General features: G+C 66.3%; 9 protein-coding genes and 1 pseudogene. 6 read left to right on the plus strand and 4 right to left on the minus strand.

Annotated features, from left to right (window positions below):
* Positions 1-99 precede the first annotated feature (99 nt).
* A complete protein-coding gene (locus ABNK63_RS02275; protein ID WP_007809973.1) occupies positions 100-891 on the plus strand; it encodes an AMP nucleosidase in 792 nt (263 codons plus the stop codon).
* Positions 892-996: 105 nt separating this feature from the next.
* On the opposite strand, the gene ABNK63_RS02280 is transcribed toward ABNK63_RS02275, so the two are convergent.
* Together ABNK63_RS02280 and grxD are read right to left on the minus strand one after the other, a co-directional pair.
* Positions 997-3,996, minus strand: coding sequence for a TonB-dependent receptor (locus tag ABNK63_RS02280; RefSeq protein ID WP_350016578.1), 3,000 nt, complete (start codon positions 3,994-3,996; stop codon positions 997-999).
* 862 nt (positions 3,997-4,858) lie between these two features.
* Positions 4,859-5,470 (minus strand): annotated as a pseudogene (grxD, locus tag ABNK63_RS02285) (Grx4 family monothiol glutaredoxin); the annotation flags it as partial.
* A 114-nt stretch (positions 5,471-5,584) separates the two neighbouring features.
* On the opposite strand from grxD, the gene ABNK63_RS02290 reads away from it, so the two are divergent.
* Positions 5,585-6,283, plus strand: a complete 699-nt coding sequence (locus ABNK63_RS02290; protein WP_350016579.1) for a TetR family transcriptional regulator — start codon at positions 5,585-5,587, stop codon at positions 6,281-6,283.
* The gene (locus ABNK63_RS02295; RefSeq protein WP_350016580.1) at positions 6,267-7,052 is read left to right on the plus strand and encodes an SDR family oxidoreductase; all 786 of its coding nucleotides are present in this window, start codon (positions 6,267-6,269) and stop codon (positions 7,050-7,052) included. The genes ABNK63_RS02290 and ABNK63_RS02295 overlap by 17 nt, the downstream gene beginning before the upstream one ends.
* A gap of 17 nt (positions 7,053-7,069) precedes the next feature.
* Here the strand turns inward: ABNK63_RS02295 and ABNK63_RS02300 are convergent, their stop codons facing one another.
* Both ABNK63_RS02300 and ABNK63_RS02305 read right to left on the minus strand, forming a co-directional pair.
* Positions 7,070-7,678, minus strand: coding sequence for an SGNH/GDSL hydrolase family protein (locus ABNK63_RS02300; protein ID WP_350016581.1), 609 nt, complete (start codon positions 7,676-7,678; stop codon positions 7,070-7,072).
* Positions 7,679-7,683: 5 nt separating this feature from the next.
* On the minus strand, positions 7,684-8,925 hold the full coding sequence (locus tag ABNK63_RS02305) for an aminotransferase class I/II-fold pyridoxal phosphate-dependent enzyme (protein ID WP_350016582.1): 1,242 nt from the start codon (positions 8,923-8,925) through the stop codon (positions 7,684-7,686).
* Between the two features lie 171 nt (positions 8,926-9,096).
* Between ABNK63_RS02305 and rsgA the strand changes: the two genes are divergently transcribed.
* The 3 genes from rsgA (at position 9,097) to ABNK63_RS02320 (ending at position 11,990) form a co-directional block, all read left to right on the plus strand.
* A complete protein-coding gene (rsgA, locus tag ABNK63_RS02310; RefSeq protein ID WP_007807475.1) occupies positions 9,097-10,152 on the plus strand; it encodes a ribosome small subunit-dependent GTPase A in 1,056 nt (351 codons plus the stop codon).
* 63 nt (positions 10,153-10,215) lie between these two features.
* The gene (locus tag ABNK63_RS02315) at positions 10,216-10,704 is read left to right on the plus strand and encodes a hypothetical protein (RefSeq protein WP_350016583.1); all 489 of its coding nucleotides are present in this window, start codon (positions 10,216-10,218) and stop codon (positions 10,702-10,704) included.
* Positions 10,701-11,990 (plus strand): flavohemoglobin expression-modulating QEGLA motif protein, encoded by a 1,290-nt coding sequence (locus tag ABNK63_RS02320; protein ID WP_350016584.1) that lies wholly within the window; start codon positions 10,701-10,703, stop codon positions 11,988-11,990. Before ABNK63_RS02315 ends, ABNK63_RS02320 begins: the two co-directional genes overlap by 4 nt.
* Positions 11,991-12,081: the final 91 nt, after the last annotated feature.

Below are 12,081 nucleotides of genomic sequence, written 5' to 3' on the forward strand. Positions count from 1 at the left end.
CCGGCTGGTCGGGGGCCGACCGCCCCCCTAAAATGACCCCACTGAACTGGCATCTCGCCGGCGTGGCGTCGCCGGTAACGTGATTCGGGCAATACCCAGATGAAAAGCAAACAGGAAATCGTCTCCAACTGGCTGCCGCGCTATACCGGCACCGCGCTGGAGCAGTTCGGCGAACACATCCTGCTGACCAATTTCGGCAACTACGTGGAACTGTTCGCCCAGTGGCATGGCGTGGAGGTGCAGGGCCGCGACCGGCCGATGCCGAACGCCACTGCCGACGGCATCACCCTGATCAACTTCGGCATGGGCAGCCCCAATGCGGCCACCGTGATGGATCTGCTCGGTGCCATCGAGCCGCAGGCCGCGCTGTTCCTTGGCAAGTGTGGCGGGGTCAAGAAGAAGAATCAGCTGGGCGACCTGGTGCTGCCGATCGCGGCGATCCGCGGCGAGGGCACCAGCAACGACTACCTGCCGCCGGAGGTGCCGGCGCTGCCGGCGTTCCAGTTGCAGCGTGCCGTATCCACCATGATCCGCGACCTCGGCCACGACTACTGGACCGGCACCGTCTACACCACCAACCGGCGCGTGTGGGAACACGACGACACGTTCAAGGATTACCTGCGGCGCACCCGCTGCATGGCGGTGGACATGGAGACGGCGACGATCTTCGCCGCCGGCTTCGCCAACCGGATTCCGTGTGGGGCGCTGTTGCTGGTGTCGGACCAGCCGATGGTGCCCGAGGGCGTCAAGACCGAGGCCAGCGATCGCACCATCACCGCCAAGTACGTCGAGGCCCACATCAAGATCGGCATCGAGGCGCTGAAACTGGTGCGCAGAAACGGACGCAGCGTGAAGCATCTGCGCTTCGAAGAAGAGATCGAGGCGGAATGAGTGGTGAGGCGAGCCGAACGGGAAGCTTCCATCTGACATAAAAAAGGCCGCCGGGGTAACCCGGCGGCCTTCTTGCAACTACCACACGTGTATTACTTCAGATCATCAGAAGTCGTACGACACGCCGAAGCGGAAGTAACGACCCGTCTGCATGCTGTACGGGCGCAGATAGCTTGAGCTGGTCGAGATCGGATAGGTCTGGGTGATCTTCTGGCTGTCGAACACGTTGTTGACCATCGCGTTGAACGCCAGCTTCTTGCCCGCCCACTCCGGCCGGTATTCCGCGCTCAGGCTGAGCGTGTAGGTCCACGGGTTGCGCGTATCACCCGGCGACGACGGCACGCCGTTGCAGAAGTGATAGTACGGACCATAACCCAGACCCGGGTTGGTCAGGTCGGCGCCATAGTAGCCCAGGCAGGTCTTCGGCGAGCCGGACAGGATTGCCAGGTTGCCCGACAGCATCCACTCCGGTGCGATCTGGTACGAGCCGTACGCCTTGATCTGGTGGCGGCGGTCGTTGGCCAGTGCGCCGTTCGCGTAGTCCATGACTTGGGCGTAGTCCCAGTCCACCGTTGCCGACACGTCGGTCTGACCAATGTCCGTGCGCACCTGGCCTTCGCTGTTGCCGTAGCTGCGCGAGAACAGGTAGTCGACCTTGCCGTACCACTTGCCGTCGAACGGATGTTCCAGATACAGATCCAGGCCGTAGTACTTGCGCTTCATCGTGGTGTTGAAGTGGAAGTCGTTCTTCCAGTCCATCTGCACGGTGTAGTAGCCGCCACCCAGCTTCGGAATGTTGAAGTAGGAGGTGCTGCCCGGGTTGATCAGGATGCTCGCCGGCACGCGGGTGGCGTCGTAGCTGTTCGGGTCGATGCCCATCGCGTTCATCTTGGCGATGATCGAGATGTTGTCGCCCACGTCGTCAATCGCGTTGCGCAGGTTGCGGTAGGTCGCCTTGGCGCCATAGACCCAGGAGTCGCCCAGCTTCTTGTCGAAGCCGAAGATGTACTCGTCCTGATATTCCGACTTCAGGTTGGTCGACGCCGAGGTCTTCGGATCGCGGGCCTGGCCGTACTCGCCGTTGGCCGACACCGGTGCACCGGCACCCAGATAGGTGTCGATCGGGGTCAGGCCGGTCGGGATGCCGTTGGCATCAATGCCGGTGTAGGTGTAGTACTGGCGGGTGTACAGCGAGGTACCGGCCGAGCGCAGCGCCACGCTGGTGGGCAGCGCGAGGTAGTAGCGGCCGGCGTTGCCGTAGACCTTGAAGCTGGAATCACCGTTCACGTCCCAGCTGAAGCCCACGCGCGGCGCCCACTGCGGGCTGGTCAGGCGCAGGTACGGTTCGCCCACGGCGTTGTAGTTGGTGAACTGGTCATTGCGCAGACCGAGCTTGACCAACCAGCGATCGTTCACCTGCCAGCTGTCCTCAACGTACTGGGCGCGCTGTGCCACGCGAACCGAAGCGTTGTCGTGGTACTGGTACTTGGCCACGTAGTAGCCATCTTCGCCGCCGGCGTAGCCGCCCGCGCCCGCCACCCACGGCGAGTTCCGCCAGTCGGCGCCCGGCTGAGCCGTGCCCGGACCGCCCACGATGTAGGCATTCGGATCGGTGCCGTCCACCGGCGGGTTGTATTCCCAGGCGTAGCCGAGGCCGCCGTCGGGGAACTTGGTGCCGCCATCGACGTTCTTCTGATCCTGGTTGTCGATACCGGCGGTCAGCGTGTGGTCACCGAGCTTGTAGCTCAGATCGATGCGCAGGTTCGTATTGGTCGAACGATGGTCTGGCAGGTTGATCGTCGACACCGTCTGGCTGTTGGTGATCGGCGAGCCGCCATTCAGAGCAGGGTTCTGTTCGTTGGGAGTGAACAGGTACGGATAGGTCGGATCGTAGTCGGCGATGCTGCTGTACCAGGTGCCCTTCATCTTGCCGTACAGGGCCGTCACGGTCAGGTCGTCGGTGATGTAGCTGGTGAACTTGGCCGAATAGACATCCGCACCGTTCTTGGTATGGGTGTCGTTGCTGTTGAAGCCGCCTTCCTTCAGGGTGGCGTAGTCGAAGTCGTTGAAGACGCCCTGGTAGGACGACTTGTTCGACGCACCGGTCAGCTCGAGGATGTTGCTATCGGTGATGTTCCAGTCCAGCTTGCCGTACCACTTCGGGTTGTCATAGCGGTAGTGGTCGACGAACGGCGCCACGTTCGCACCGGTCGACTCGCCCTGCTGGCGTTCGGCCTCGACGGCCGCGAAGATGAACAACTTGTCCTTGATCAGCGGGCCGCCGACATAGGCGTCGACCGTCGTGGTCCACGACTTGTTGTTCTTGCGGTACTGGCGCAACTTGCCTTGCGAACCGTCCTTGTTGACGTAGTACCAGTTATCCGGATCGGAACGCAGATCCTTCGGGGTCCACTGGATCTGGCCACCGAAGTGCCACTCGTTGGTGCCGCGCTTGCCGACCTGGCTGATCACGCCGCCGTCGGAACGACCGTAAGCGGCGCCGTAGCCGCCGCTCATGATTTCCTGCTGGTCAATGGCGCCATACGGCAGGGTGATGCCGCCGAAGCCGCTGAGCGGATCGGTGGTGTTGAAGCCGTTGATGTAATACGCGTTCTCGGTCACCGAGGAGCCACCGAACGAGACCACCGAGCCACCGGTCAGATTGGTGAACAGGCCGCTACCCTGGACCACGCCAGGAGCCAGCAAGGCGATGGCCTCGGCGCTGCGCGCCAACGGCAGACGGGCCAGCTGATCGGCGGTGATGACCGTGCGGGAGTCGACGCCGCTGACGTCGATGCTGGGCAGGGCATTGGCCTGCACCGTCACCGCCGACAGGGTCTGGGCATTCTGCCCGCCGAACGACACTTCGGTACCCGAGCCCACACGCAAGGTGACGTTGGAGCGCGAGTCGACGGTCTGGCCGTCATGCTGCAGCGTGACCGTGTAGTTGCCCAGCGGCAGGGAGTTCACGGTGTAGTGACCGGTCGAATCCACGTCTACCTGGCGGGTGACGCCGGACGAGCTCTTGACCAGCACGGAATCGCCGGATTGCGCCTGACCAAAGATGCTGCCGGTTGTGGCTTGGGCGTAGACCGCCCCTGTCATGCCGAATCCAACGGCGATGGCAAGTGCTACCGCAGTACGACGCCCCAGCGTCTTGTTGGAGACAGGCCTATGTAAAGTGGACTTCATTAACTCACCCTCCGTTGAGAGGTTTGGCGCAGCTGGTGCGGCGCCTCCCCAAATACGCAGCAAATAAACAGGCTGCAAACTGAATTTGAACAAGTATTTGTTTCCGAAGGCTTCTGCCCTTCCGTGGCCACCCTTTTGACGGTGTGTCCTTTCCGGCTTTCGATGCGCTGGCATCTGTGTTTGACGGTGTACCAAATGTCGTCACAGGCGGGTGCAGTCATCTTCGTGCAGACAAGTTACGACGCACAAAAACGTTACGCAAGAGTTATGAAACCAGAAATAAATCGAACATGGCACCGGTGGCCTGCTTTGTGCTTGTGCGTAAAAACATGTGTAATTCGCATGTATTAACGATATTCATCGGAACAACGCCGGAGTTGCACCCAAGTGCAAAAAATAACGGAGAAATGAGTCGCAAATAATTGCGTATTTACGCCGTTATTTGCGGCGTCGTATTTTATTTATTAATGCATGATGAACGTATTGACGGGCACCAAGCATAAAAAAACGCCCGGGCGAAGGGCGTTTTGAATGCTAGATCACGGCGCGGTCAGGTCTCGGCGCGATCCGCTTCTGTTGCATTGCGACCGGGGCATCCATTCGTTCCTTCTGCCGGGTTCGAACAAAGCGAGAAGCCGCGGCGCCGCCGAGACGGGGCGGCCTCATGGCGCATGAAAGCGTGCGCGTGCGTTCGCCGACCCCGCGGAGGCACGGACGCTTTCGTCGAATCAGGCGAGATCACTGAAGGTCAGTTTGCCGACCCCTTGAATGGCTAGATCTCGGGCGCGCCGGGGAATTTCAGGCTGAGGCCTTCGCCCTGCACGGTGGATACCCAGTCGATCACGATGCCCCGGGCACGCTGTGCGCTGGCCGGATCAAAATGCACTTCCAGGCCGTTGGCCACCGCCACGATGTCGTGCTCGCTGGCCGGCGCCAACTGGAAGCCGGCGCTGTGATCGGGGCCGATCTCCAGATGCAGCGCCACGCCCTGCGCATTCGCGGTGCCCTGGCGGATCGCCTCGGCGGCGGCGTCGGTGATGGTGATGTCCGGCGGCGTGCGATCCGGCGCGGACACGCCGAACAACTGGTGCAGTTCGCCGCTGCCGTACATCTGGCGAATGATGTCGGCGCCGCCGACCAGTTCGCCTTCCACGTACAGCTGCGGAATCGTCGGCCAGTCGCCAAACGCCTTGATGCCTTCGCGGATCTCCGGGTCGTCCAGCACGTTGACCGTGTGGTATTCCGGCAACAGCTCGTTCAGCGTGTTGGTGGCGGCAGCGGAGAAGCCGCACATCGGCTGGCTGCGGTTGCCCTTCATGAACAGCACCACGCGGTGCTCCCTGAGCAGGGTTTCGATGCGTTCGCGGGTGCCGGGATCGAGCGACATGGCGTGATTCCTGAAGATCGGGTGGGAGACCGTCCATGATACCGCGCCTGCGGGGCCGGCTGACTTGACCCGGATCAGGTTGAAAAATGACTTCCGGTCATTTATAAATGACCCATGGTCAACAAGACTTTCGCCATAATCGGTCCAGGGCGGCGCGCCGTCAGCGCCGACCTGAAGGATCGCCGCCGCAGCGAAATTCTTGCCGCCGCGCTGCGGCTGCTGTCGGCGCGACCGTATGCGGCGATCACGATGAGCGACGTGGCCGCGGCCGCCGGCGTGGCCAAGGGCACCAGCTACCTGTATTTCCCCACCCGCGAGGCGCTGTTCCTGCAACTGCTGGCCGAGCACTACCTCGGCTGGTTCGATGCCTTCGATGCGCAGTTGCAGGCGTCCGCCGCCACCGATCTCGACGGCTGGATCGACGAACTGTTGCAGGACTTTGTCCGGCGCCCGCTGCTGCTGCAGCTGATGGGCGTACTGCATGCCGTGCTGGAGCACAACGTGCCGGTGGCCGAGGTGCTGGCGTTCAAGCGGCAACTGGCGCAGCGGGTGAGCGCCAGCGGTGCCGCGCTGGAACAGGTGCTGCAGCTGCCGCCCGGTGCCGGCAGCCGCCTGCTGCTGTGGCTGCAGGCGATCGTCCCCGGTCTGGCGCAGATGGCGGCGCCGCCGGCGCCGTTGCGGGCCGCGCTGCTGGCTGCGCCGGATCTGTCCGGCTTCGTGATCGACTTTTCCGCCGAACTGCGGCGACTTCTGCTGGCCCTGATTGCCGGCTTGCGCACCTGCCCGGAGACCTTGCATGACCCCCGAACCTGATCACCGCACCGCCCTGGTGACCGGCGCCTCCAGCGGGCTGGGCGTGGCCTTTGCCCGCGAACTGGCACGGCGTGGCTGGAACCTCGTGCTGGTGGCGCGCAGCGAGGCGCCGATGCAGCAACTGGCCGACGAACTGCGCGCCGACGGTGCGATGGTGCAGGTGCATCCGGCTGACCTTGCCGACGCGGGCGCGCGCGAAGCGCTGCTGGCGAACCTGGCCAGCGCCGGCGTGCAGATCGATGCGCTGGTCAACAACGCGGGCTTCGGCGTGTTCGGCGAATTTGCCGACACCGACTGGGCGCGCCTGGAAAGCATGCTGATGGTGGACGTGATGGCGCTCACCCATCTGACCCGGCTGTTCCTGCCGGGCATGCGCCAGCGCGGCTACGGCCGCGTGCTGCAGGTGGCTTCGACCGGCGCGTTCCAGCCTACTCCGGGCTACGCCGCCTACGCGGCGGCGAAGAGCTACGTGCTGGCGTTCTCCCACGCGCTGGACGAGGAGCTGCGGGGCAGCGGCGTGCATTGCACCGTGGTTTCCCCCGGGGTCACCGCCACCCGTTTCCTCGAAGTCTCCGGCCAGCGGGCCACCTGGTACCAGCGGCTGACCCGGATGGAGGCGCCGGCGGTGGCCAGGCGCGGCATCGACGCGATGCTGGCCGGGCGCGCCGGGGTGATCACGGGCTGGGTCAACGCCTTGATGGCCCACTCGATCCGGCTGACGCCACGCGTGCTGTCGGCGCGGGTGGCGGGCAGGCTGATGCGCAACTGAGTCGGGGCGGCGGGCGATCAGTCCTGCGTGCGCAAGGCGTCCGCCGCCACCGGTGCGATCGCGGCCAGCCAGCGCCGGTACTGGTCGGCGGCAGGATGCAGTCCGTCTGCGGCGACCAGCTGTGGATGCGCCCGCGAGATGCCGGTGATGTCGACGAAACCGGCACCCGCGCGCGCACTCTCGTGGCGGGCGATCGCGTTGTAGACGTCCAGTTCCGCCGCGATCACCGAGCGGTCGCGGCCCTGTTCGCCGGCGAAGCGGGTGACGCTCCAGTCGGGAATCGACACCACCACCACGCGGGCGGCGCGGCCGCCCGCCAGTGCCGTGGCGCGGGCCAGCAGCGCGGCGAACTGCGTGCGGTATTCGTCGGCCGGCCGGCCGCGATACTGGTTGTTCACGCCGATCTGCAGGCTGACCAGCGCGTAGGGCGGGTGCAGCGCAGCCTGGTCCATGCCCTGCGCCAGTTCGTCGGTGGTCCAGCCGGTGACCGCGATGATCTGCGGCTCGTCGATCGGCAGGCCATCGGCCCGCAGCTGCCGCACCAGCAGGGCCGGCCATCGTTCATCGGCCGCCACGGCCTCGCCGATCGTGTACGAATCGCCGAGCGCGAGATAACCCGTCGGCACGGCGTTCAGGCCACCGCGGCGGCGGGCGACTGCTCGCGCGCCATTCCCGCCAGCACCCGTTCGATGCGCACGAACACCTCATGCAATTGCGCCGGCGGCGGCAGCAGGGTCAGCCGGAAGTGGCGGCTGCGCGGCACGTTGAAGCTGCTGCCGGGCACCACCAGCACCGACTCCTCTTCCAGCAGGCGCAGCGCGAACGCTTCGTCATCGAAGCCGGGGATGCGGTCGGCGCGTACCTGGGGGAAGGCGTAGAGCGCGCCATCGGGTGCGACCAGTTCCAGGTATTCGCTGGCGGCCACGCCGTCGAGCACGGCCCGCCGCGCCTCATGCAGCCGGCCGCCCGGCGCGGTCAGCGTGCCGATCGTGGGCGCGTCCTGCAGCGCGGGCAGCACCGCCCACTGCGCGGTGACGTTGGCGCACAGGCGCAACGCGGCCAGCAGCTGCAGTGCGTCGCGATAGGCGGCGCTGTGGGTCGGGTCGCCGGAAAGACTCATCCAGCCGACCCGGTAGCCGCAGGCACGATGGACTTTCGACAGGCCGCCGAAGCTGAGGCAGGGCAGCTCGCCGGCCACTTCGGCCAGCGGCTGGAACCGGGCGCCGTCGTAGAGGATCTCGTCGTAGATCTCGTCGGCCAGCAGCAGCAGCCGATGGCGCGCCGCGATCGTCACCAGCCGTTCCAGCATCGCGCGCGGGTAGGTGACGCCGGTGGGATTGTTCGGGTTGATCAGCACCAGGGCGCGGGTGCGCGGGCCGATCAGCGCCTCGATCTCGTCCGGGTCGGGCAGGTGGCCGTTGCGCGCCAGGCAGCGGTAATAGCGTGGCTGGCCACCGTTGAGGATGGTGGCGGCGCTCCACAGGGGGTAGTCCGGGCTGGGCAGCAGCACTTCGTCGCCGTCCCGCAGCAGCGCCCGCAGGGACAGGTCGATCAGCTCGCTGACGCCGTTGCCGATGAAGATCCGCTCGGCGTCCACGCCGCGGGCGCCGCGAGCGCGCTGCTGCGCGGCAATCGCCTCGCGGGCCAGCTCCAGTCCCTGCTCGTGGCCATAGGCCTCGCTGTCGTGCAGATGGCTGGCGATCGCCTCGCGCAGGCGCGCCGGCGCCTCGAAACCGTAGCGGCCGGGGTTGCCGATGTTGAGCTTGATGATGTCGCGCCCGGCCGCTTCCAGCTCGCGCGCGCGCCGGGTCAGCGCCCCGCGGATTTCATAGCGCACGTCCGCCAGGTGCGCACTGGGTGTGATCGAGACCAACGCCGGTATCCTTGTCGCAGGTTGATGACGGCGGCGGTCGTGCCGCCGGCAGCCCGATGCTAGCAGCGTGATGCAGTGCAGCGCGAGGGCTGGCCGGCCGTTTTGCGGTTCATCGTCGGGCAATCTTCGGGCAGGGCATAATCAGCGGCACCGTGCCGACTGATCTCCCCCATGAGTGATTCCGAAACGATCGAACGCCTGCGCAGCATCGGCTGGCGTGGTGACCGGCTGCCCGACGGCGGCTTGCGGTTGGCGCGGGTGGTTGCCCAGCACCGGGCCGGCTACGAGCTGCACGACGGCCAGACGCTGTTCGGCGCGCAGCCGGACGGGCGCTATCTCAAGCGCGGCATCGATGCGGGCGAGCGGCCGGTGGTCGGCGATTTCGTCGAAGTGAGCGACGGCAAGCCGCCGCACATCGTCAATGTGCTGCCGCGGCGCACCGTGCTGTCGCGCGCCGCCGCGGGCGAACGCTACGAGCGCCAGCTGATCGCCACCAATATCGACTACGTGCTGGTGCTGACCGGCCTGGACGGCGACTTCAATCCGGCGCGGATCGAGCGTTACTTGTCGCTGACCGAGGACTCCGGCGCGCAGCCGGTGGTGCTGCTCAGCAAGCTGGATACCCGCGACGACGCGGACGCGCAGATCGCCGCCTTGCGCGCACGGCTGCCGGCCGATGTGCCGATCCATCCCTTGAACGGCAAGGACCCGGCCAGCGTGGCCCTGCTGGCCCGCTACCTGGGGCCGGGCGACAGCGCGGTGCTGGTCGGTTCGTCCGGCGCCGGCAAGTCGACCCTGACCAACACCTTGCTCGGCACCGCCACGATGGCCACCGCCGAAGTGCGCAGCCACGACAGCCGCGGCCGCCACACCACCACCCATCGCGCCCTGCTGCAGCTGCCCAGCGGCGGCTGCATGATCGACACGCCGGGCATGCGCGAACTCAAGCTCACCGGCGAGGAGAACCTCGACCTGTTCGCCGACATCGAGGCGCTGGCCGAAGCCTGCCGCTTCGCCGACTGCGGGCACGGCAGCGAGCCGGGCTGCGCGGTGCAGGTGGCGCTGGACAACGGCGAGCTGGCGCCCGGCCGCTGGCGCAACTACCTCAAGCTGCACGACGAGCGCGAGGAGCAGGCGGCCACGCTGGAAGCGCGTCTGCGCAAGCAGCGCGGCGGTCGGCCGATCGAACGGCCGCACGGCCATCGCGGACAGCGCGAGCGCGACTGAAGAGCGCCTGCCAGGATCGCTCGAGGCACCGAAGAGCATCTACTCACCGACGCAGGGGGCCACATGCAACGACTGTCATCCAGCAGCACCGGGTTCTACAAGCGGGTGTTTCCGGTGCTCTGGTTCGGATTCATCGTGCTGTTCTTCGCGTTCTCGCTGTGGGCACGGCTCCAGCCCGGGAGTGCCGACGACAGGCCACCGGACCTGATTTTCCTGGCCATGCCCTTGATGATGGCCGCGATCGGATTCGTCGTCTTTCGTCGACTGATCTTCGACCTGATGGACGAGGTATGGCTGGACGGCGACTGGCTGGTGGTGACCAACCGTGGCGAAAAGCGTCGCGTGCCACTTGCCGACGTGATGAACATCAATGCCACCACGACGACCAATCCCCGGCGAATCACCGTGATGCTGCGCAGCGCGGGCCCGCTCGGCTCCGAGTTCAACTTCATGCCGGCCAGTCCGCGCGGATTGTTCAACCTGTTCAAGCCCGATCCCGTGGCCACCGCGTTGATCCGGCGTGTCGATGCCGCCAGGCAGGCTGCCCGATGAACGCGCCGGCTTCCACCGTCATGCCGGGGCTTGAGCGCTACGCCGCCCTCGACCAGCGCCTGCTGGCGGCGGTGCGCGGCATCCGCATCCTGCCCACGGTTGCGTGGCCGGCGTCGCTGGAAAACCGCATGATCGACGCCTACAGCCGCGGCCGGTTCAGCCTGCCGGAAGTGACGTACGCGCGGCCGGAGCTGGGTGCCGTGCGAGCCGAGCTGGCGGCGATCGAGGCCGCCGCTGGCGGCAGCGATCCGCTCGACATCGACCCGCTGGGCGACTACCTGCGGCGCACCGCCGAGTCCTGGCGCATCGCCGCCGAAATGCTGGAGTCGGTCGGCAGCGCGAGCGTCACCGCGCCGTCGATCGCCCTGTACGGACGTCCGGACGACATGATCCCCGGCAGCCAGCGCAGCAACCTGGACGCCGCCCACTACTTCGTCGCCCTGTCCGACGAGCTGGGCGCCGACCTGCTCGCCGACGACAGCATCGTGAACATGCCGGCCGATGCGCTGCGCGCCGACCTGTCCGCCACGCTCGACGACTTCTTCGGCGCCGGCACGATCAGCGTGGAAGTGGACCCCGAGCTGACCGCCAAGGCCGCCGCCGGCGCCACCCGCATCCGTCTGCGCGGTGGCGACTGCTTCAGCGACTACGATCGCCACCAACTGCTGGCACACGAGGCCTTCGTGCATTCGCTGACCGCCCTGAACGGCCGCCGGCAGCCGCTGCTGGCGTCGCTGGCGCGCACCTCGCCGCGGGTCACCGCCACCCAGGAAGGCCTGGCGGTGTTCGCCGAACTGATGTCCGGCGCCATCGACATCACCCGGCTCAAGCGCATCAGCCTGCGCATCCTGGCCATCGACATGGCGCTGAACGGTGCCGATTTCGTCGAGGTGCACAAGTATTTCAGCCTGTGCGGGCAGAGCACGGCGGACAGCTTCCACTCGGCCCAGCGGGTGTTCCGCGGGGTGCCGCCGGGCGGCGGCGCGGCGTTCGCCAAGGACAACGTCTACCTGTCCGGTCTGCTCACCGTGCACACTTTTTTCCGCTGGGCGCTGCGGCAGCGACGGATGGATCTGCTGCGCCACCTGTTCGCCGGCAAGCTGACCCTGCACGACGTGATCGCGCTGCAGCCGCATTTCGAGTCCGGTGCGATCCTGCCGCCGCGCTGGCTGCCGCCGTGGATGCAGCACGTGCATGGACTGGCTGGCAAGCTGGCCTTTTCGGTCTTCATCAACGGCATCCAGCTGAGCCAGGTGCAGGGCGAGGACTGGCTGGCCGGCGTGTGAATCCGCGGCGTGGTCGGAACCGGGGCAGGCCGCGCCGGTGTTAACATCACGGCACGTCGACTGCACTGTCGGCCGACGCTCCTTCAAGGAC

The organism is Rhodanobacter sp. IGA1.0, from assembly GCF_040208325.1.
Classification (GTDB): domain Bacteria; phylum Pseudomonadota; class Gammaproteobacteria; order Xanthomonadales; family Rhodanobacteraceae; genus Rhodanobacter; species Rhodanobacter spathiphylli.

Bases quoted from the DNA above. Each gene is read 5' to 3' on its own strand.
- ABNK63_RS02275 (WP_007809973.1), top strand. From the start codon at position 100: ATGAAAAGCAAACAGGAAATCGTCTCCAACTGGCTGCCGCGCTATACC.
- ABNK63_RS02280 (WP_350016578.1), bottom strand. From the start codon at position 3,996: ATGACAGGGGCGGTCTACGCCCAAGCCACAACCGGCAGCATCTTTGGT.
- ABNK63_RS02290 (WP_350016579.1), top strand. From the start codon at position 5,585: ATGGTCAACAAGACTTTCGCCATAATCGGTCCAGGGCGGCGCGCCGTC.
- ABNK63_RS02295 (WP_350016580.1), top strand. From the start codon at position 6,267: ATGACCCCCGAACCTGATCACCGCACCGCCCTGGTGACCGGCGCCTCC.
- rsgA (WP_007807475.1), top strand. From the start codon at position 9,097: ATGAGTGATTCCGAAACGATCGAACGCCTGCGCAGCATCGGCTGGCGT.
- ABNK63_RS02315 (WP_350016583.1), top strand. From the start codon at position 10,216: ATGCAACGACTGTCATCCAGCAGCACCGGGTTCTACAAGCGGGTGTTT.
- ABNK63_RS02320 (WP_350016584.1), top strand. From the start codon at position 10,701: ATGAACGCGCCGGCTTCCACCGTCATGCCGGGGCTTGAGCGCTACGCC.